Genomic DNA, 20,115 nt, shown 5'->3' with positions numbered 1-20,115 from the left:
CGCGGTCACGGCCCTCGTCGGCCTGCACCGCTCCCCGCCGGGCCGCCCGCCGACCTGCCGTACCGAATCGGCCTGCGCTGTCGGTGTGTCAGATGACGTCTTGCGCAAGTCGGTTGTCTGCAGGGAGGCCTGGTGCCGCCGTGCGCCGATCGGACAGACTGAGGGGGTCTGTCACCGACCTGAGGAGCCGCCGCATGGGACGTGCACCGGGATTCCCGCCGGCGCCCTCCGACGGTGCGGCCGGCTGGGGCGCACTCGGCCCTCCGGTCGCGTCCGCCGGGGAACCGACACTGGACCGCGCACCGCGTGCCTCCCGGCTGCTGGTGCCGGCGTTCCTCGTGTACGGCCTCTTCATGGTCGGCGTGCTGAGCGGTCAGCCGCTGCTGATCATCCTCTCCCTCCTCGGTGCCCTGGCGCTGGTCGTGCTGCTCGGGTTCGCCCTCCGGACCCCCGCCAGACGCAAGGGCCTGGCCGATCAGCTCCTCGTGGTGCACACCGGCGGACTCGTCCACAGCATCGGCGGCCGGACCCAGGACGCGCTGCTGTGGGACGACGTCACCGAGATCCGGATCCTCAGCGGGGGCGGGCTCGGCTCCTTCGTGCAGACCTGCCACCTCACCCTGGGCAACGGGCAGCGGACCGTCCTCTCCTCGCAGCGCATCGGGGGTCTCTTCTCCGTGCTCGACCGCATCGAGGAGGGCGTCGCCCGGGCACAGCTGCCCGCCGCCCTCGCCTCGATCGAGGCGGGAACCCCCGTGCGGTTCGGCGCCCTGAGCCTCGGCGCGGACGGCCTCGCCTCCGGCGCCGACCGGCTGCCCTGGGCCGAGGTCCGGATCACCGGCCACCCGACCGACGGCGTCATCCGGATCGACCGGAGTGCGGGCGGCACCTGGCGACGGCAGCAGGCCGCGCAGTTCCCCAACCTGGCGCTGTTCCGCCTGCTGGCGGAGAGGCACACCCCCCGGCCCTGAGACGCCGTCCGGCGGACCCGGCTCGGTGATGGGCGCCCTCAGCGGACGGCGGCGGACCGGAGCCCGTCGCGATCGGGGTGCCGGGGGACGAATCCGCCGGCGCGTTCGCCTCCGGCGTCTCAGCCTTCCCCGTCGCGCTCCCCGTCGCCCCCGCGCCGGCGGAGCACTCGCCCGGCAATCCCGCTGGACAGATTGCCCGTCACCGATCTGGCCCGGACGAAGGTCTCGATACCGATGCGCCTGGCGGCGTCGACGCCCTCCGCTCCCGTCTCGAGTACCTTGTCCCTGGCCTCCGCGGCTGCCTCCGCCCACCGTCGGGCGTCCAACGACTGTTGACCGCGCTCGATCCCCAGCCGTCCGTGGAAGTCGACGACGGCGATCGCGACATGGTTGCTCGAATGCACCACGGCCGGGGACGCGGTCGGGTGCAGCAGCACCTTCGTGTTGGCCGTGCCGACAGCCGCACCCACGCGGGCCATCAGCCGCCCGGTGCTCCGTGAGATGAGCTCCATCCGGTTCTGCCGGGCGGTCCGGAGTGCGAGGCGATGCCGGTCCAGCTCGTCCGGCGACGCGTCCAGCACGCGGTCGAGTTCGAGCACGGAGACCGCGTCGTGCAGCTGGAAGCAACGAGCCAGAACGGCGAGCCACTCCCGGACCGTGACCTCGGCGTCCCTGGACGCCCTGGCGAGATCACCGATCGTGGTCCTCTGCTCGATCTTCTCGGTGAGCACGTCGAGTTGACGCAGCGCGTAGGCCTGGGTCCGCGCGATCGTCATCGACGTGGCCTGCACCTTCGACCACGTGACCTCGGAGACCCGGCCCACCTGCTCCCGGACGGTCAGGGCCTCCTCGATGACGAAGCCCGCTCCGATCATGTCCGCCAGCACCGCGTCCTTCTGGGCGCGGAGCACGTCGTCGACCTTCTCGTCGATCGAGGCGAGGTAGTCGGTGATCTCGTCCATGGTCTGCTGCATCGCGAGTTGCACCATGAGCCCCGCGGCACCGGCCAGGAACGCCGGGTTGGACAGGGACGATCCGGGCTTCGCCAGTTCGAGGAGTCCCTTGATCCTGCCGCCCTCGGTGAGCACGGCGCGGCTGGCACCCGCATGCGAACCCTTCATCAGCCCGTACTTCTTGAGGGCCTGCGCGGACTGCTCGGTCAGCTTCACCCAGCGACCCGAGGCGGCTGCGATGTCGGAACCCGCCTGTGCGGCTCCGGCCACGGCGCCGAGGGTGGACCGGAGCCTCGACAGTCCGAGGTCCCTCGACGGCAGTCTTTCGGAGACGAGGAAGCGTTCGACGGCCGCCGGGTCTCCGATGACGGCCAGGCCGTCGCCGTCGCTGATCAGCTGAAGGTCGTCATCCATCGTCGGCTCCTGAAGGGGCTCTTCGCAGGTGAGGGCGGGGGCGGGGTGCGCGGCGATGGCCGGGCAGGGCCGGGTCCTCCGGCGACGGAAGTCCTCGCACTGCCCGTCCGCAGGACCCGACGGGCCTGACGCTACCTTCGCCCGCCCCGGCCTGACTACGCGTTCCGTCGTCTCCCGCCCACCGGCGCCGCACGGCGAGCGCGCCGTGTGACTGTCGGCGTCGCGGGCCGCACCCCCTGGACAGGACCGGGGCCCGGCACTCAGGTGGAGTTCGCGCCCCCGACGACGATCCGCCCCGCACGCACGGGCTCGTCGGCCGCCGCGAGGTCGTCGAGCAGGCCGTCCAGCCACACCTCGACGTCCACCGCGTGCAGCCCCTCCGGCGCGGACGGGCGGGCGGCCGCCGTCGGCGCGGCGCGGCTCCCGGCCCGGTGGCGCAGCGCCGCGGCCCGCTGCTCGAACGCCGCCGCCACCGCGGCCGCCGGGCCCTCCACCGACCGCGGCACCGAGCCCGGCCCGAGCCGCACGAGCAGCGGCTCGGCGCCGCGCACCGCGTGCTGCCCGGCCAGCAGCACCGCCTGCCAGTCGGGCCCCTCGCCGACCCGGTCGTGCCGCTCCGACCGGTACTGCGCGTACGTCGCCTCGGCGAGGACGGCGCTGCGCCGTGCGCGTCGCAGTGCGCCGGTGGCGGGGGTGCCGGTGGTGAGCACGGCGGCCGTCTCGCGCAGCGCGTCGGCGCAGTCGGTGAGGAGTTCGGCGGTGCGTCGCCGCACCTCGCCGCCGCCTCCGCGGGGCCAGGCGCACGCGCCGGCGAGGACGCCCACGCACGCCCCGGTGACCACGTCGAGCACCCGGGCCTCGGCGAGCTGCCAGCTCGCGGGTGCGAGCTGGCCGAAGACGGTCGCCACCACGACGGTGAAGGTGCCCTGCGCCCAGGCCGGGCCGAGCAGCGGGCCGACCGTGAAGGCGACCAGCATCACGGCGGGCAGCACGGCCGCGTACACCTCCGGACGCTGCCCGGCCGTGACGAGCAGGACGGCCGCGACCGCGGCGCCGAGGGCCGTCCCGGTCAGGGCGGGCCGCAGCGTCGTCCGGGTGTCGGCGGCGCTCGTCCGCATGAGGGTGAGGGTCGCCAGCATCACCCAGAAGCCGTGCGTGAGGTCGAGGGCGCCCGCCGCCAGCCGGGCGGCGGCGAGCGCGAGGGCGGTGCGCACCGCGTTCTGCAGGAAGACCGACCGCGGTGTCAGGTTGGCGCGGAGCCTCGCCCACCACAGCAGGGGCGCCGACCGGTACGCGTACCAGAACGGGCCGGGGCGCAGCGCGGGCGGCGTCGCGTCGGGCGGCAGCGGGACCTTGCGGCTGACCCGGGTGGCGAGGACGAGGAAACGGGCGCCCTCGGCGGCGTCCAGCGCGAGGGCGCCCGGGGCGGCGCCGGTCGGGCTGCCTCCGGCGGTGGTGCGGTGCTGCTCGAAGGCGGTGATGCCGTGCTCGATCCGCCGCGTGTCCGGTACGGGGCCGCCGGGCCGGAGCCCCGCTGCGGCGTCCCGCAGGGCTGCGGCGGCGTCCCGCAGCGGGCCCGCGGCGGCGGGGCACGGCTCGTGCGCCGCCGCCCGGCCGAGCTGCCGGAGTCGGGCGTGGGTGTACCGCAGGGCGGTCGCGCCGTGGCCGAGCGCCCGGTCGACGGCGCTCGCGGAGGCGGGCCGCTCCATGACGGGGATCCGGGAGAACCGCAGCTCGTCGAGGAGGGCGGGGCACGGGTCCGGGGGCAGGCCGGGGGGCGTGTCCGGGAGCGGCCGGGGAGCACCGTCCGTGCAGGCGGCGGCGGTGCGGTCGGCGAGGCCGGCGACCGCCTCCGCGGCCCGGGCCAGCCGGGCCCGGTAGTCGACGGGCGGGCCGGTGGGCCGGAGCAGCAGTTCGGCGGCGGCCAGCAGGACGACGCCGACGGTGAGGCCGCCCAGGCGGTGCGGCAGCGTGCCCGGGTCGTACGGCGGGAAGCACGGCAGGATGTAGAACAGTTGCAGGCCGTTGGCGAGTCCCACCAGGCGCGGCCCGCCGACGGACGCGTACGCGACGGTGAAGCCGACGGCCAGCATGCCGACGGCGGCTGCCCACGACGTGACCGCCAGCAGGGTGCCGAGCGTCACCAGCACGTACGCGGCGGGGAGCGCGGCCAGCAGGGTGCCGGCCCGCTGCCGGGCCCCGCCGCCGAGCCGGGCGAGGATGCCGAACGAGACCGGGCCGAACACCGCGTAGATCGCGGCCACCGGCTGGTGCAGCCCGTACCGGCAGAGGTAGAAACCGCCGCAGGACGCGGCGGTGACCCGGACGGCGTTCCAGGTCGTCCGCAGCTCCGGGTCGCGGGCGCGCAGCCACCGCCCGGGCCCGGTCCGGCCGCGTGTCGGCGTCGTCCTCGCCATGGTCCTCGATCTGCTGCTCGGTGCTCGGTGCTCGGTGCTCGCTGCGTGATGCCCGGTGCCCCTGTTCCGCCCGGCACGTCCAGGCTATCGGCAGGTCAGGGCCTCAGCTGGACGGCCGCGGTGAGGGTGTAGCCGACCAGCGCCCCGAAGAAGGCGACGGCGGTGACGTGCCGGGCGGTGAAGGGCAGGCCGGCCAGCGCCGGGTACAGCAGGACGGCCGCGCCGGCGCAGACGTCGGCCGCGTAGAGGCCGACCGGGGGGAGGACGTGCGTGGTGCGGGCCGCCCAGCCGGTGGCCACCAGGAAGCCCGTGAGCAGGACGAAGCCGGAGAGCAGGCCGGATCCGATCGTCGACAGGACGGAGTGCGGCTCCGGGGCCGGCTCGCCCTCGGGCAGGGCCGGGCGCAGCCGGTGGGCGACGGCCAGCCCGGCGACGGCGACGATCAGCGCGGCGAGGGCGCCGAGCAGGGCGAGCGGGTTCACGTGCGGCTCCGCGGGTGTCGGACGGGATGGATCAGGGCCGCCAGGGCGGCCGGGGCGAGGACGACGATCAGCAGCACGACCGACCACACCACCGGGTCGATCCCCGGGGCGGGCGCGGCGGCCGGCGGGGCGGCGGCGGGCGGGCCGACCGTCGCGGTCGCGGTGACCGGGGCGGCCGGCAGGGGAGCGGGCGGCGGGGCCTGTGCCGTCGCCGACGGCGGCGGGGAGGTGCGTACGGCGGCCGGTGCGGCCGCGTGCGGACGCGGGTGCTGCTGCGGCCGGGGGTGTGCCGCCGGCGCGGCGTGGTGCACGGCCGGTGTCGCGGACGCGCTCGGGCCGGGGGGCGCCGTGGGGGTGGGCGTGGGGCTCGGCGTGGGCGTCGCGGTCGGGGCTGCCGTCGGCGTCTCCGTCGGCGACGGGCACGGCGGGGACGGTGGTGGGGGAGGCGGTGGGGGCGGGCAGGGCGGTGGGGGCGGGCAGTCGGCGTCGTCGTCCACCCGGCCGATTGTGGGCGCGCTCCCGGTGCGGCGGGGGCGGATCCCGGGCGTGATCACACGCACGGGTGACAGGCCTGCGCCCCCGCTGCCGGGAGGGGCGGCGGGGGCGCGGGCGGGTCGGGCGGCGGGCGCGGGTACGGGCGCGGCCCGGTCAGACCGGGGGCGTCCAGACGTACGGCGTGGTCGTGGTGATCGCGGTCAGGCCGAGGCGCTGCAGGATGGGGCTGCTGTCGTCGGAGGCGTCGACGTGCAGGTAGCGGTGGCCGTGCTCCAGGGCGAGCCGGGCGCGGTGCGCCACCAGGGTGCGGTAGACGCCCCGGCCGCGCCATGCGGGGAGCGTCGAACCGCCCCGCAGCCCGGCGAACTCCCGGTCGCGGTCGAGCATCAGCCACGCGGCGGACACGACCTCCCCGCCGGCCTCGGCGACGAGCACGGCCACCTCGTCGGGCCGGGCGGTCAGCAGGCCGAGCAGGTGGTCGGCGAGGAACCCCATGTCCTCGCCCCACACGGCGGTCTCCATGGCGGCGATCCGCGGCAGGTCGGCCGGGTCGGCGGTGCGGCGGACCGTCACCCCGGCGGGCGGCGCCGCGTCGACGGCGAGGTCGGCGGCCCGGCCGACGAGCACCGTCTCGCGCGGCTCGGCGGTGAAGCCCGCGGCGAGCAGGCGGTCGGGCAGGTCGGCCGGCAGGTCGTGGCCGCGGGTCTTCCACTCGAAGGCCTGGCCGTGCGCGGCGAAGTGCGCCGTCTGGCGGGCGATCAGGGCGTCGAGGCCGGCCCCGCGCACCCCGACGTCGCGCGGGGTGCTCACGAACCCGCGGTGGCCGCCGGTCAGGCGCACCACGCAGCCGTCGCGGTCCCGCACGGTGTCGGGTCCCGAGGAGAAGCCCCGCATCTGGTCGTCGTACGCCGCGAGCAGGCGGCTTCTGAGATCGTCGTCGGTCATCGTCCCGAGCCTAGGGACGGCGTCAAGGCGGTTTTCCCGCCCGTATCCCGGCAGGTCGGCGGGGTGCGGCGCAGGTCGGCGGGGTGCGGCCTCAGGCGGCCGGGGGCGGGCCGCCCGGGGCGGTGTCCTCGGGGGGCAGGCCGTCGGTCCGTCCCAGTTCCGGTTCCAGGCCCTCGGCCACCGGCGGCACCCGGCGTCCGGTGTCCAGCCGCCACGCCTCGAAGGCCCACGCGGTGGCGGCCACCAGCGCCAGGCCCAGCAGCCAGCCGCCCAGCACGTCGCTCACCCAGTGCACGCCCAGCGCGACCCGGGTGAACCCCACCCCGGCGACCGACACGGCGGCCACCGCCCAGGCCGCAGGCCTCACCACGCGGGGCATCACCGGCAGGAGGACGAGCAGCAGGATCGCGCAGGAGCTCGCCGCCGTCATCGCGTGGCCGGACGGGAAGGAGTAGCCGGCGGCGTGCGCGACCGGGTCCGGCAGGTTCGGCCGCACCCGGGCCACCACCACCTTCACCAGCAGCCCGACCACCCCGGCCGCCACCGCCGTCGCGGCTGCCCACACGGCCAGCCGCCACGCCCGGCGGGTGAGGAGCCAGCCGACGGCGGCCGCGACGAGCAGGCGCATCGTCCACGGGTCCCAGACCAGGTCGCTGAGGACCCGCAGCAGCCGCAGCAGCGCGGGGTGACCGAGCACGGCGGTGTGCAGTTGCAGGGCGGTGCGCCGGTCGAGGTCGCCCAGCGGTTTCCAGCGCGCCTCGACCAGGGCCAGCAGGACGCCGGCCGGCACGGCCGTCACGGCGAAGGCGACGACCGAGGCGGCCAGCCGTACGCCGAACCTGCGGTCGGCGGGCCAGGACCGCCAGCGGGCCGCGACGCGGCGGCTGCGTGCGGGACGGACGGGCGCGGGACGGGGGGTTCGGGAGGGAGGAGTCATCGGCATTCCGGATACCCCGATCCGACCTCCTCAGGCACCCGGGTCCGGCCGGACGGGTTCCTGCCGTCCGGTGCGGTCCGCCTCCAGCTGCGCGGCGAAGGAGATTCCGAGCAGCAGCGCGAGGGCGGTCAGGTACGCCCACACGAGGAGCGAGAAGAAGACGCTCAGCGGCCCGTACACCGCGTCGAAGGAGCCGCTGAGCCGCAGGTACGCGCCCAGCAGCAGGGTGAGCGCGACCCACAGCACCAGGTGCACGGCGGCGCCGAACGCCAGCCAGCTGTAGCCGGGCTGCTTGCGGCGCGGCGCGCGCCGGAAGATCACGCAGGACGCCAGCAGCGCCGCCAGGAACCCGACGGGCCACCGCAGCACCGCCCACACGGCGGCGACACCCGTGCCGAGGCCGTAGACCTCGGTGACCGAGGCGGCGATCTCGCGCCCGGCCAGCAGCACGACGAAGCCCAGGCCGAGCGGCAGCCCGGCGATCAGGGCCATCAGCAGGCCGCGGCCGTACTTGCGGTGGAACGGCCGGTCGCGTTCGATGCCGTAGATGCGGTTCGCGCCGCGCTCGATCTGGCACATCGCGGTGGCGAGGTTGGCGAGCGAGAACACCGCGCCGAACCAGAGCGCCAGCGTGCCGCCGTCACCGGCCCGCTCACGGCTCCGCCGCAGCAGCTCGTGCACGAGGTCGGAGCTGGGGCCCGCGGCGAGCCGGCCGAGGGTGAGTTCGGTGACCTCGCCGATCTGCTGCGTGTGCAGCGACGACGACAGGCCCACCACGGCGATCACGAACGGCACGATCGCCAGCACGGTCTGGAAGGCGAGCGCCCGGGCATGGCTGAACCCGTCGGCGTAGCGGAACCGGACGAAGGCGTCCACGAGCAGCTGCCGTCGGCCGTGGCCGCGCAGCGTCTCGACGGCCTCGTCGGCGGAGAGCTCCTCGCCGGACGGGCCGCGGCGGCCGACCCGGGTGGCGGTACCCATCAGCCGTTCCTCTCGGTGGGCACGGCGACGGCCGGCCGGGCCACGGCATCGGCGGTCGCTGTGGCGTCGGCGGTCGCGGTGGGAGCGTCGGGGACGGTGGGTCGTCGTGCGGGCTGCGGCGCGTGCACGAGCAGCGCGCCCGGCTCGACGGTCAGGGTGAGGGTGTGTCCGGGGGTCACCGGTTCGCCGTCGAGTTCGCGCGGGCGGTCGGCGTCGAGGTGCAGGGCGATGCGGCGGGCCCGGAAGTGCTCGAACGGCGCGCCGGTGCGGGGGGAGCCGTCGTGCGGCGCCCGGTGGCGGCCCGTCGCCAGTTGCGCGACGGCCGCGAGCCAGCCGCCGGGTCCGCGCGGGTGCAGCAGCACGAGGTCGAGCAGCCCGTCGTCGGGTTCGGCGTCGGGCAGCAGCCGCACCCCGCCCTGCAGCGCGCCCACGTTGCCGACCAGGGCCATGTCGGCGTGGCGGTGCAGCGGCGGGCGGTCGTCGAGGGTGACGGTGACCGCCATCCGCCGGTCGCCGAGGTGCCGGGCGACGGGCAGCAGGTAGGCGGGCCAGCCGAGCCGGCGCTTCGCGGTGCGGCCGGTGTCCGCCATGATCGCCGCGTCGAGGCCGATCCCGGCCATCGCGCTGACGTGGGTGGTGTCGAGCCCGTCGCCCTCGGCGCGCGCGAGGTCGATCCGGCGGGTCCCGGCGGCGAGGGCGGTGTCGAGGGCGCGGCCGGGGTCCGACGGCAGCCGCAGGTTGCGGGCCAGGAGGTTTCCGGTGCCGCAGGGCACGACGGCGAGGGCCGTCGCGGAGCCGGCGAGCGCGCCCGCGCAGGCCGTCACCGTGCCGTCGCCGCCGCAGGCGACGACCAGCGGGACTCCCTCCGCCGCGGCCCGGGCGGCCGCCCCGCGGCCGGGGTCCTCGGCGGAGGTGGCGACGATCCGGGGCCGGTGGTGGCCGTGCCGGGCGAGGACGCGGCAGATCTCGTCGAGGGTCCGGCGGTCGACGAGCTGCGGCTGGTGGACGACGACGGCGGTGGGCCGTCCGTCCGGTGCCACCCCAGGGTCACCGGCGGGCCCGGTCGCACCGGAGGTCGTCGAGGCGTGGGCCGCGGCGGTGCCGGCCCGCTCCTCCCGGCCGTCGAGGAACGCCCGCCACATGATCCACAGGACGCCCGCGCCGTTCAGCAGGCCCGTCAGCACGTCACCCGGGTGGTGCATGCCCCGGTACATCCGGCTCGCCCCGACCAGCAGCGGCACCAGGCCGGCCAGCACGCACAGCGGCACCCGCCACCGGCCCGTGACGCGCAGGGCCGCCAGCACCGCGAGACCGCCGTACAGCGCCATGGCCGCGCCGGTGTGCCCGGAGGGGAAGCTCGACGTGGGCGGCGAGGCGTCGAGCCGCACCACATCGGGCCTGGCGCGCTCCACGCACACCGTCGCCAGCAGGAAGACCAGGGCCTGCGCGGACACCGCGCCGGAGAGGAACGCGGCCTCCCGCCACCGACGCAGCCGGCTCCCGAGCAGCAGCACCGCCACGGTCAGGATCGTCACCGCCACCACGGCCCCGGTGCTGCCCGCCAGGGAGAACCAGGCACTCGCGCGGGTCGCCGCGGGCGTGCGCAGCTCCGCGAGCCGGCCGGTGAGGCCGTCCGCGGCAGGATCCCACCAGCCGTGCGGCGGATGGGTGATCAGCAGGCCCACCAGGACCACCAGGACCGCCTGCGCCAGCAGTGGCAGCGCGATCCGTCTGCCGGCGGTGACCGCCCGTGTCGTCGTCATGCGCCCCGTGTGCCCCGCCGCGGCCGTGCCATCCGTCCCCGGTGCGCCGGGGTTCCGTCGGGTGGCGTCCGGCGTGAGCCCCGCGGGTGCCCGGCGCGTGCTCGGCGCGTGCCGGGCCCGCCCCCGGCCGACCCGGGGCAGGGGTGTTTGCCCCGGCACGCCCCGGGCAGGCGCCCCGCGTCACCTACCGCCCGACCAGGCAGGGAGAACACCATGGCCGAATTCCTGACGGACGTCCACGCGCTCCGCGACCGGGCCCGCTCGGAGATGATGGACGGTCCGGTCACCGCCGCGTACGGCGCCGACCTCCCGCGCGTGATCGAGATGCTCAACACCGCGCTCGCCACCGAGATCGTCTGCACCCTGCGCTACCGCCAGCACCACTACATGGCGAAGGGCCTCAACTCCGAGCCCGTCGCGCAGGAGTTCCTGGAGCACTCGAACGAGGAACAGGGCCACGCCGACCTGCTGGCCGCACGCATCGCGCAGCTCGGGGGCACGCCCGACATGGACCCGGCGCGCGTCGTCGGCCGCTCGCACGCCGAGTACGTACCCGCCGCCGACCTGAAGCAGATGATCCAGGAGAACCTCGTCGCCGAGCGGATCGCGGTCGCCACCTACACCGAGATGATCACCTGGCTCGGTGACGGCGACCCGACCACCAAGCGCGTCCTGGAGACCATCCTCGCCGCCGAGGAGGAGCACGCCGACGACATGCTCGGCTTCCTCGAGAACTGACCCGGCGCACGCCGCGGGCCCCGCGACCCGAGAGGTCGCGGGGCCCGCGGCGCGTACCGGCGCCGTCAGGGGCGGCTCTTCGGGGCGTTCTCCGCCGTCCGGCCCGGGTCGGACTCCGCCACCGGGGCGAGGATCTCGTCCATCGCCTTGAGCAGCCCGGAGTCGAGCGTCACACCGGCGGCCTTCACGTTCTCCGCGACCTGCTCCGGCCGCGACGCACCGATGATCGCCGCGGACACGTTGGTGTTCTGCAGCACCCACGCGACCGCGAGCTGCGCCAGGCTCAGCCCGGCCTGCTCGGCGAGCGGGCGCAGCAGCTGCACCCGCTCCAGCACCTCGGGCCGCATCCAGCGCGCCACGAAGTTCGCGCCGCCCTTGGAGTCGGTCGCCCGCGACCCCGCCGGCGGCTCCGCCCCCGGCAGGTACTTCCCGGTCAGCACACCCTGCGCGATGGGCGACCACACGATCTGCCCGATGCCGAGCTCCTCGCAGGCGGGCACGACCTCGGACTCGATCACCCGCCACAGCGCGCTGTACTGCGGCTGGCTGGAGACGAGCGGCACCCGCAGCTCGCGGGCCAGCGCGTGGCCGGCCCGGATCTGCTCCGCCGTCCACTCCGAGACGCCGATGTACAGCGCCTTCCCGGCCCGGACGACGTCGGCGAACGCCACCATCGTCTCCTCCAGCGGGGTGCTGGTGTCGTACCGGTGCGCCTGGTAGACGTCGACGTAGTCGGTCTGCAACCGGCGCAGCGACCCGTCGATCGACTCCATCACGTGCTTGCGGCCCAGCCCCCGGTCGTTGCGGCCGGGACCGGTCGGCCAGTAGACCTTGGTGAGGATCTCCAGGCCCTCACGGCGCTCGCCCTTCAGCGCCCGGCCGAGCACGGCCTCGGCCCGGGTCTCCGCGTAGACGTCCGCGGTGTCGAAGGTGGTGATGCCCGCGTCGAGGGCGGCGCGGATGCAGGCCGCGGCCGCGTCCTCCTCCACCTGCGAGCCGTGGGTCAGCCAGTTGCCGTAGGCGATCTCGCTGACGATCAGGCCGCTGCGGCCGAGATGGCGGAACTCCATGACGGATCCTCTCCGTGCGCGGGCCGGGCACTGCCGGCCGCTCGTGCGGGTGCTGGGGGTGCCGGCCGGTGCCGACACGTGACCGATCATGCCTCCCGGCGCGCCGTCCGGCGGAGAAAACGCCGTGCGTACGGACGGCACGGCCGCCTACAGTCGGGCGGATGAGCACCCGCACCTTCCGGATCACCGTCCGCGGCGTCTTCGACGGCCTCACCGCGGAGCAGCGCGCCGCCCTCCTCGCCGACGCCGACGCGCACGACGTGCTGCGCGCCGCGTTCACCGCCGAGGGGCACCTCAGCTACGACATCGCCGCCCGCACCGCGTTCACCTTCCGCTTCGCCGACACCGGGGAGACGGACGAGGACCTCCTGACGGCCGCCGCCCGGGCCGAGTCCGCCGCCGAGGCGTGGCTGACCGGTCGCGGGTACGGCTTCAAGAACCTCCGCTCGCAGGCCGAGGACCTCTCGCAGGCACCCCTCGGCAAGCGGCAGCGGCGCGGGGCGGCCGGCGCGGCCTGACCGGGCCGGACTCCCGGCACGCGGCCTGACCGGACCGGGCCGGACTCCCGGCATCCGGGAGGTCCGGGGCCGTCGCCGCCCTCCGCGGGGCGGCGGCGGACGAGGAGAGGCGGACGGCGTGGGAGCGCGGGAACAGGATCGCTGGACGCGGTCAGGGGTCAGGCTGCGCCCGGTGTCGCGGCGCGCGGGGCGATGGAACTGGCTGTTCGTCCCGGGTGGTCCCGGACTGGGGTCCGAGTCCGTGCTGGGCCTGGCGCGGGCGGCTGACGTGCCGGGCACGGTGTGGCTGGTCGACCTGCCGGGGGACGGTTCCAACCGCGGCGTGCCGCAGGTTCCCGACCGCCCCTACGAGCGGTGGCCGGAGGTGCTCGCGGAGGCGGCCGAGGCACTGGACGAGGTGGTCATGGTCGGCCACTCCACCGGCGGGATGTTCATGCTCTCCGTCCCCGAGCTGCAAGGGCGGCTCGCCGGTGCGGTCCTGGTCGGCAGCGCCCCGCACGCGGGCTGGCGGCCGGCCTTCGCCCGGTGGGCCGAGGCCAGTCCGCTCCCCGGCCTGGACACGGCGGCGGGGGAGTACGCCCGGCACCCCGGCGACGAGACCCTGCGCGCGCTGACCGTGGCCGCCGCGGCCTGGAACTTCACGCCCGAGGGGCTGACCGCGGGACGCGCCGTGCTGGAGGGCCTCGCCTACTGCCACGCCGCGGTGGCCTGGGCGGACGCCCACTTCGACGACACGTACCGGGCCCGGTGGACGCCGCAGGACGGCGCGCTGCCGACACTGATCGTGAGCGGTGCCGAGGACCACGTCGTCGACCAGGGCCTCTGGCAGGACGACGCCGCGTTCGGCGGGCCCCACGTCCTGCGGCGCACGATCGACGGCGCCGGCCACTTCCCCTGGATCGAGAATCCGGAGGCGGTCCGCACGGCCTTCGCCGACCTGACCGGTCTCCTCGACGGCGCCTCCCCCGACGGCGCCTCCCGCTGACCGCCCGTTCCCGTCGACCGCCCGCGGGCCCGCATCACCGGGGTTCCGCACCATGCGGTCCTGCGGTAGGCCCGCGTCGACTTTTTCCGGTCGCCGGGGTTTGCCGCCGCCGGGGCGGGTGAGACGGACCGTCAGGCAGGGGCCGAGGCCGCCCCGACGGTATCCCCCCACCGGCCGGTGCGGCCCGTCCCTGCCAGGGGTCCCGCCCGGCCGTCGTGTCTTCCTCCGGCGGCCGGGGGGCACCCCACGGCCCGGCTCCCCTCACGGACGGGTGACGCTCGCACCCGCCGTCCCGGAGCCGTCGGCATCGGTACCGGCCTGCGCGCCGGCGCGGAGCACGGCCCGCCGGGAGGCGACGGTGACGGTCACCGAGGCCGCCGCGGCGAGCGTGATCGCGGTGCCGGGCGTCAGACACTGCGCCAGGCCGCCGGCCACCGCCGCCCCGACGCCCTGCCAGGTCAGCCGGCCGGCCGACTCCACACCCTGGACCTGACCACGCACCGGGGCGGGCGTCAGTGCGAGCAGCCGCTCCTGGAGCGGCAGGGTGGCGGCGAACCCGGCCCCGGCGAGGAACACCGCGGCCACCGCGACCGGCAACGGCGGCCGGAGCACGAACAGCAGGAACGGAGCGGCGAGCAGCAGCCTCAGGGCGAACGCCGACCGGCGCCGCCGCTCCGCGGTCAGCAGCCGCCCGACCACCAGGTCGCCGAGGAGCATGCCGGCCGCCGACGCGGCCAGCAGGACCCCGGCACGGTCGGGCGCGTACGGCACGAACAGCGCCTCGCAGCCGACGACCAGGCCGTTGGGCACCCAGAGGTTCAGCAGCAGGACCCGGCGGCCCGGGTCGGCGAGCAGGGCACGGTTCACCGTCCACGTCCGCCGCAGGCCCGGGCGGCGGGTGAGGCGGATCGAGTGCTCCCGGACGGTCGCCGCCACCACGGACGCGCCGAGCCCCGCCGCGGCGGCGGCGACGAGGAAGACCCCGTGCGGGCCCAGGCGGTGCAGCAGCACCGCGCCCACCGCGTAGCCGAGGACGGCGGTGCCGCCGGCCGTGATGTTCATCAGGGAACGGGCCATCGCATGGGTGGCGTCCGGCACGACCTCGGCGAGCAGCCCCATCCGCGTGCCGGTCGCCAGCGACTGGAAGAAGCCCGGCACCAGCAGCAGGGCGAACCGGGCGGCCAACGGCAGCCCGGGCACCGCCTGCACGGCGGCGCCCGCGAACGCCAGGCACTGGAGCGCGACGAGGGTCCGGCGCGGACGGCGTCCGTCCGCCACCGACATCACCGTCAGCGCGCCGAGCACCATGGCGAACGAGCCGCCGTACATGCTGACGGCCGTCAGGAAGGCGGAGCCGGTGCGGTCGTCGACCAGGGTGCCGAGCGCGAAGCCCGACAGGGTGCTCGCAACGACGGTGAGGGCGAAGCCCGCGTACAGGCCGGCGAACTCGCCGTTGCGGAGCAGGGCGCGGTAGCCGGGGGCCGCCGGACGGCCCGACGCGGATGCGGGCGTGCCAGGAGACGGCGTGGCGGGAAGTGGCGTGGCGGGGGGTGGTGTGGCGACGGGCGCGGAGGCGGACGGGACCGGAGGGTGTACGGGCTGGGAGGGCATGAAAAAAGCCTCCGGGCGCTGATGGCGCGCCGAAGGCCGACACCGTCATTCTACCAGCAGGTGACGCCCGGGCCGGTTCCCGGGCTGGGCCGGATGCGTGACCGGGCGTCAGGCCGCCCGCAGGCCCGCATGACGGCGCCCGCGCTGGGCATGTGTCGGACGATCACGCTGCACGCACGAACGCTGCACGCACGAACGAGGAGGAACGATGACGACCGATCAGGCATCCGCCACGCTGGCCGACGACCTGCGGGCCCGCACGAGCGCCTTCGTCAACCACCACATCGACCTCTGGGTGGCCGTGGAGGAACCCGGCACGCTGGTGCTCGCGGGCAACGACCCGGCGGCGGTCTTCCGCGCGGCCTCGGACTGGCTCGCCGACGACCCCGCGTACACCGTCCTCGACGTGCGGTGGGACCGGCAGGCCGCCGAGCCCGTCCACGCCCTGCGCCTGGTGCTGCGGCGCGGCACCCGCGGCGTCGTCCCGGCCCCCGACACACCTAGGGACTGACCGGGCGTCAGTGGCGGCCGTGTGCCGGGAGACAGACGGGGCAGACGACGGACATGACCGTACCCGCCCCGCCGTCCCGGCCGCCGCAGCCGACCTGGCCGCCCCAGCCCGTCCGTCCGCCGCAGCCCGCCACGGGCCCGCGCCGCCCCGGTGGCCGCGGGCCGTGGTGGCGGGCCGCCGTCGCCGTGGTCTGCCTGGCGGTCGCCGCGTCCGCCGCCGTGCTGCTGACCCGGCCCGACTCCCGCGCCCACCGGGCCGGGGCCGGCAACCCCGACGGGCCGGCCGGGCCGCCGCCCGCCGTCTCCGGGGCACACCCCGGGCCGATCCTCCTGGACGGCGTGTCGGGCCGCCTGGAGATCGCCGCAGGCCCCGGCACCGAGGCCACCGCCACGTACGTGCCGGAGGGCCGGGACACCTTCGGGCACGTCGAGTTCGGCCCCGCCCTGTCGGACGGCGTCCTCCCGGTGCGGTGCGCCACCGACGACGGCGTCCCGCTCGGCCCCTGCCACGGCCTGCTGCAGCTGTCGCTGCCGGCCGGCACCCCGCTGACGGTCCGCCAGTCCTCCGGGGAGATCTCGCTGTCCGGACTCGACGGCGACCTCGACCTCTCCCTCGCGTCCGTCCGCTTCACCGCCGTCGGCCTGCACCCGGAGCGGGCTGCCGTCGCCGTCCGCTCCGGCAGCGCGGACCTCGCCTTCACCACCCCGCCCCGGGCGCTCTCCCTCGAATCGGTGTCCGCCTCCGTGGCCCTGCGCCTGCCCGCCGCGGCCGCCGACGACGCCTACGCCTTCACCTCCGACGCGGTCTCCGCGGACGTCAGGATCGCCCTGCCCGATCGTCCCGGCGCCGCCCACCAGGTGCGGCTGCGCACGGAATCGGCCTCGGTTGCCGTCCTCCCGGCCGGCTGACCCCGGCGGGGCCCGCCAGCGGGCGGGTCAGCCGGCCAGACCCGGGATGACCTCGGCGCGCGGGAGGGCGGCCACCGCCCAGCCGGGGAGGATGAGCTTGCCGCGCCGCCGTCCGCTGCCGACCAGCACGTGCGGGGCCGCGGCCACCGCCGCGTCGACCAGCAGCGGCCAGGCGGCCGGGAGGCCGACGGGGGTGATGCCGCCGTACTCCATGGCGGTCTCCTCGACAGCGGTGTCCATCGGCGCGAACGACGCCTTGCGCGCGCCCAGGTGCGTACGCACCGCCCGGTTGACGTCCAGCCGGGTGTGCGCCAGCACGAGGCCCGCGGCGAGGGTCACCTCGCCCCCGCGCTTGGCGGCCACGACCACGCAGTTCGCCGACACCTCCGGCTGCACGCCGTAGGTCTCGCAGAACACCGCCGTGTCGGCCTTGTCGGGATCGGTGTCGACGTACAGCACGGACTCCGCCGCCGCGCGGTCGTCCCAGTTCTTGAGGGCGTCCGCCACCGGGGGTGCGAGCAGGTCGCAGACCTCCAGCGCCAGGTGGACGGACGGGAAACCGCCGAACGGTGCGTGCACGTGATCGCTCATGGCACGGACTGTAGCGAAACCCGCCCCGCGTCCTCCGACGTGGTTGGTGGCGAAGTTTGTTGTGGTACCCGGCTGCATCACCCGTCGGGTGCGGCGTCAGGCCGTCCCGTGCCGCCCGGTGGCCGACTCGTCCGGTCGGCCACCAGGCATCGTCGCCGTCGGCAGGACGTTCGTCACCCGGATTTCGGCGGGGACGCGCTGTCGGGGCACGTGAGCGCGGCGGGTCCCGCGGGGGAGAGCCGGCCGGTCACCTCCGGTGGCGGGTCAGGGCCAGCACGACGGCGGTGCCGAGCATGACGCCGCCGACCGCGGCGAGCACCGGCCCGCCGTACCGGGCGACCTCCAGAGCCATCTCGCGGGCCGAGCCCTCCGAGTGCTCCCCGACGGCGGCACCGGCCGTGTCGGCGAAGCCGGCGGCGTGCTCCTTCACCCGGGATCCGCCGGCACGCACGCTGTGCGCGGCGCCGCCGACCCGGTCCTCGACGACGTGCCGGGCGTGGTCGGCCGTGTGGCTGACGCGTTCCTTGGCCTGGTCGGTGGTGCGGCCGACGCGTTCCTTGGCCTGGTCGGCCGTGTGGCTGACGCGTTCTTTCGCGTGGTCGGCCGTGTGGCCGACCCGCTCCTTGGCGTGGTCGGCGGTGCGGCCGAACCGCTCCTTGGCCTGGTCGGCCGTGCGGCTGACGCGTTCCTTGGCGTGGTCGGCGGCGTCGCGCACCCGGGCGCCGACGTCGGCCTTGGCCGCGAGCTGCTCGACGGTGTCGGCGAGCCTGTCGCGGGTGTCCGCGATCTGCGAGGTGAGCTCCGCCGCGGTGGGGGCGGCCCCGCCGGTGTTGTGCTTGGAGGTCATCGGTGTGCACGCTCCTTGATCACGTCGATGTCGGTCCTGGTGGTCGCGATCGCCTGCTCGGGAACGGGGGAACCCGCCTTTCTCAGCTGTCCCCGGCCGACCAGGGCGAGGACGGCGGCGATCAGCATCAGGGCACCGCCCGCGACCAGGGCGGCCGCCCACAGCGGCATGACCAGGGCCAGGCCGGCGATGGCGGCCGCGACGAAGGCCTGGAGGCCGATGATCGCGAGCAGCCCTGCGCCGCTGAAGAGCCCGCCGCCGAGGCCGGCCCGCTTGCCCTTCTCGGTGAGTTCCGCCTTGGCGAGCTGCACCTCCTGCCGCACCAGCCGGGAGGCCAGCTCGGTCGCCTCGTGCACCAGCTCGTTCACCGGCCGGGATGCGCCGGTGGCCGGGCCGGCACCGGTGGTGGCACTCGGTCCGGTGCCGCCGACCGTGCCGTTCGGTCGGGCCGCCGTCGCGGGCCGACCGCCGTTCACACTCGTCTTCACGTCGCCGCTTCCCTTCGTCCGGTTCTGCGGGCACCCCCTCCCCGCGCCTGACCGGCCCGGCCCACCACCAAACCCCGTTTCGCACACCGATTCGGCGGACATGCGGGTCCGCACCCCGGCGCACCCCAGCGCACGGCGAATCCCGGCGGCGACGGTCAGGCCCTAGGGTCGGAGCAGCCGTGCCGTACGGCCCGCGGCCGCGGCTGCGGCCGCCCACGAAGGAGGACGCGTCCCATGCCGACCGCACCCGTGATCCGGGCCGACGTGACGGGCTCCTTCGCCTGGGGCGTGTTCCACGAGCGCCATCCGGTGCTCGTCCGGCAGGTGCTCGACGCGCTGCCGTACGGCCCCGCCGAGCGGGCGGCGGTGGAGCGGCTGCTCGCGGAGAGCACGGAGGGCGTCCTGGAACCGCCGGCGGCCGACCTGCACGACCACGCGGAGTGGCTGGCGTGGGGGAGCGGACTGTGGGGCCGGCCGTGGGGCGAGGCGCCGTTCCTGTGGGCGGAGAGCTGGTTCTACCGCCGGCTGCTCGACGCCACCGGCTACTTCCGTCCGGGTACGTGGCAGGGCGTCGACCCGTTCGCGCCGTTCAAGGACGCGGAGCTGGCCGGCGCGGCCGTCGACGGGGAACTCGCCGCGCTGGACGACCTGTCGGCGCTGCCCGACGAGGCCCGCGCGGAGACCCTCCTCGCCTCGGCGCTCTGGGGGAACCGTGCCGACCTGAGCTTCCGCATCACCGCGGGGCCGTCCGGGGCCGCCGGCGGGATGCTCGCCGACGACGGGCCGTTGCTCTGGTCCGCCCTGCGGCGGGCCGACGGCGGGCGCGTCTGCCTGCTCGCCGACAACGCCGGTCCGGAGCTGCTGCCCGACCTGGCGCTGATCGACCACCTCCTGGGCGCCGGGTGGGCCTCCGGGGTGGTCCTCCTCGTGAAGCCGCAGCCCTACTTCGTCTCCGACGCGACCACCGCCGACGTGGTGGCGGCGCTCGGACGGCTGCGCAGCGCCCCGGGCGCGGAGGCGAAGGCCGTCGGCGCACGGCTGTGGCAGGCGATGACGGACGGCCTGCTGGAGGTCCGCACCCACCCGTTCCTCTGCGCGCCGCTGCCGTTCGACGCGATGCCGGACGACCTGCGGGCGGACCTCTCCGGCGCGGCGATGACGATCGTCAAGGGCGACCTCAACTACCGGCGCCTGGTCGGCGACCGGTCGTGGCCGCCGACCACGGCTTTCGCCGACGCGGCCGCCGGCTTCCCGTCCCCGGTCGCCGCGCTGCGCACGCTCAAGTCGGACGTCGCCGTCGGCCTGGACGCGGCGGTGGTGGCCCGCCTGGACGCCGACGGGGAGGCGTGGCGCACCGTCGGCCGCCACGCCGTCGTCCAGGTCCGCGCCCACTGACGCACCCCGCCGGGCCGGACGCGGCGGCCCGGGGCGTGCCGCGCAGCGTCAAGAAGACGCTAGGACGAAAGCCGCAAGTGGGGCGGAAGGGGCGT

At 76.2% G+C, this 20,115-nt stretch carries 20 protein-coding genes; 7 read left to right on the top strand and 13 right to left on the bottom strand.

Annotated features, from left to right (window positions below; genetic code table 11):
* Window positions 1-194 precede the first annotated feature (194 nt).
* Window positions 195-971: a DUF6585 family protein gene (locus tag OG335_RS04205; RefSeq protein WP_405009619.1), complete on the top strand. Its 777-nt coding sequence runs from the start codon at window positions 195-197 to the stop codon at window positions 969-971.
* Between the two features lie 119 nt (window positions 972-1,090).
* Here the strand turns inward: OG335_RS04205 and OG335_RS04200 are convergent, their stop codons facing one another.
* From OG335_RS04200 to OG335_RS04165, 8 genes are all read right to left on the bottom strand, one after another.
* Entirely contained in the window at window positions 1,091-2,338 is a 1,248-nt protein-coding gene (locus OG335_RS04200) for a hypothetical protein (protein ID WP_405009618.1), read from the bottom strand.
* Window positions 2,339-2,598: 260 nt separating this feature from the next.
* Window positions 2,599-4,755, bottom strand: coding sequence for an FUSC family protein (locus tag OG335_RS04195; protein ID WP_405009617.1), 2,157 nt, complete (start codon window positions 4,753-4,755; stop codon window positions 2,599-2,601).
* 95 nt (window positions 4,756-4,850) lie between these two features.
* On the bottom strand, window positions 4,851-5,237 hold the full coding sequence (locus OG335_RS04190) for a hypothetical protein (protein ID WP_405009616.1): 387 nt from the start codon (window positions 5,235-5,237) through the stop codon (window positions 4,851-4,853).
* On the bottom strand, window positions 5,234-5,548 hold the full coding sequence (locus OG335_RS04185) for a hypothetical protein (protein WP_405009615.1): 315 nt from the start codon (window positions 5,546-5,548) through the stop codon (window positions 5,234-5,236). The genes OG335_RS04190 and OG335_RS04185 overlap by 4 nt, the downstream gene beginning before the upstream one ends.
* A gap of 337 nt (window positions 5,549-5,885) precedes the next feature.
* Window positions 5,886-6,677: a GNAT family N-acetyltransferase gene (locus OG335_RS04180; RefSeq protein WP_405009614.1), complete on the bottom strand. Its 792-nt coding sequence runs from the start codon at window positions 6,675-6,677 to the stop codon at window positions 5,886-5,888.
* 91 nt (window positions 6,678-6,768) lie between these two features.
* Window positions 6,769-7,614, bottom strand: coding sequence for a phosphatase PAP2 family protein (locus OG335_RS04175; protein WP_405009613.1), 846 nt, complete (start codon window positions 7,612-7,614; stop codon window positions 6,769-6,771).
* 30 nt (window positions 7,615-7,644) lie between these two features.
* On the bottom strand, window positions 7,645-8,595 hold the full coding sequence (locus OG335_RS04170; RefSeq protein ID WP_405009612.1) for a YihY/virulence factor BrkB family protein: 951 nt from the start codon (window positions 8,593-8,595) through the stop codon (window positions 7,645-7,647).
* Window positions 8,595-10,358, bottom strand: coding sequence for a diacylglycerol kinase family protein (locus OG335_RS04165; protein ID WP_405009611.1), 1,764 nt, complete (start codon window positions 10,356-10,358; stop codon window positions 8,595-8,597). Before OG335_RS04165 ends, OG335_RS04170 begins: the two co-directional genes overlap by 1 nt.
* Window positions 10,359-10,571: 213 nt before the next feature.
* Here OG335_RS04165 and OG335_RS04160 point away from each other — a divergent pair, with 213 nt between their 5' ends.
* On the top strand, window positions 10,572-11,096 hold the full coding sequence (locus OG335_RS04160; RefSeq protein ID WP_405009610.1) for a bacterioferritin: 525 nt from the start codon (window positions 10,572-10,574) through the stop codon (window positions 11,094-11,096).
* A gap of 65 nt (window positions 11,097-11,161) precedes the next feature.
* Here the strand turns inward: OG335_RS04160 and OG335_RS04155 are convergent, their stop codons facing one another.
* The gene (locus tag OG335_RS04155) at window positions 11,162-12,166 is read right to left on the bottom strand and encodes an aldo/keto reductase family protein (RefSeq protein WP_405009609.1); all 1,005 of its coding nucleotides are present in this window, start codon (window positions 12,164-12,166) and stop codon (window positions 11,162-11,164) included.
* Between the two features lie 161 nt (window positions 12,167-12,327).
* Between OG335_RS04155 and OG335_RS04150 the strand changes: the two genes are divergently transcribed.
* A complete protein-coding gene (locus tag OG335_RS04150) occupies window positions 12,328-12,684 on the top strand; it encodes a DUF6204 family protein (protein WP_405009608.1) in 357 nt (118 codons plus the stop codon).
* A gap of 172 nt (window positions 12,685-12,856) precedes the next feature.
* Window positions 12,857-13,669, top strand: coding sequence for an alpha/beta fold hydrolase (locus OG335_RS04145; protein ID WP_405009607.1), 813 nt, complete (start codon window positions 12,857-12,859; stop codon window positions 13,667-13,669).
* A gap of 261 nt (window positions 13,670-13,930) precedes the next feature.
* Here OG335_RS04145 and OG335_RS04140 read toward each other — a convergent pair whose 3' ends face one another.
* Complete coding sequence (locus OG335_RS04140) at window positions 13,931-15,280, bottom strand: MFS transporter (protein ID WP_405009606.1); 1,350 nt, start codon at window positions 15,278-15,280, stop codon at window positions 13,931-13,933.
* Between the two features lie 208 nt (window positions 15,281-15,488).
* Between OG335_RS04140 and OG335_RS04135 the strand changes: the two genes are divergently transcribed.
* Together OG335_RS04135 and OG335_RS04130 are read left to right on the top strand one after the other, a co-directional pair.
* Window positions 15,489-15,791, top strand: a complete 303-nt coding sequence (locus OG335_RS04135; RefSeq protein ID WP_405009605.1) for a hypothetical protein — start codon at window positions 15,489-15,491, stop codon at window positions 15,789-15,791.
* 53 nt (window positions 15,792-15,844) lie between these two features.
* Window positions 15,845-16,699, top strand: a complete 855-nt coding sequence (locus tag OG335_RS04130) for a hypothetical protein (protein WP_405009604.1) — start codon at window positions 15,845-15,847, stop codon at window positions 16,697-16,699.
* 27 nt (window positions 16,700-16,726) lie between these two features.
* Here the strand turns inward: OG335_RS04130 and OG335_RS04125 are convergent, their stop codons facing one another.
* The 3 genes from OG335_RS04125 to OG335_RS04115 all read right to left on the bottom strand — a co-directional run bounded on the left by OG335_RS04125 (window position 16,727) and on the right by OG335_RS04115 (window position 18,625).
* Window positions 16,727-17,290 carry a YbaK/EbsC family protein gene (locus OG335_RS04125; RefSeq protein ID WP_405009603.1) on the bottom strand — a complete coding sequence of 188 codons (564 nt, stop codon included), beginning with the start codon at window positions 17,288-17,290 and terminating at the stop codon, window positions 16,727-16,729.
* Window positions 17,291-17,537: 247 nt separating this feature from the next.
* On the bottom strand, window positions 17,538-18,137 hold the full coding sequence (locus tag OG335_RS04120) for a DUF3618 domain-containing protein (RefSeq protein WP_405009602.1): 600 nt from the start codon (window positions 18,135-18,137) through the stop codon (window positions 17,538-17,540).
* Window positions 18,134-18,625, bottom strand: coding sequence for a phage holin family protein (locus OG335_RS04115; protein WP_405009601.1), 492 nt, complete (start codon window positions 18,623-18,625; stop codon window positions 18,134-18,136). The genes OG335_RS04120 and OG335_RS04115 overlap by 4 nt, the downstream gene beginning before the upstream one ends.
* A 234-nt stretch (window positions 18,626-18,859) precedes the next feature.
* Between OG335_RS04115 and OG335_RS04110 the strand changes: the two genes are divergently transcribed.
* Entirely contained in the window at window positions 18,860-20,020 is a 1,161-nt protein-coding gene (locus tag OG335_RS04110; RefSeq protein WP_405009600.1) for a damage-control phosphatase ARMT1 family protein, read from the top strand.
* Window positions 20,021-20,115 lie beyond the last annotated feature (95 nt).

This window comes from Kitasatospora sp. NBC_01539, from assembly GCF_045040525.1.
GTDB lineage: Bacteria > Actinomycetota > Actinomycetes > Streptomycetales > Streptomycetaceae > Kitasatospora.
Note: the sequence above shows the minus strand (reverse complement) of the source record. Positions and strands in the feature narration are given on the sequence as shown.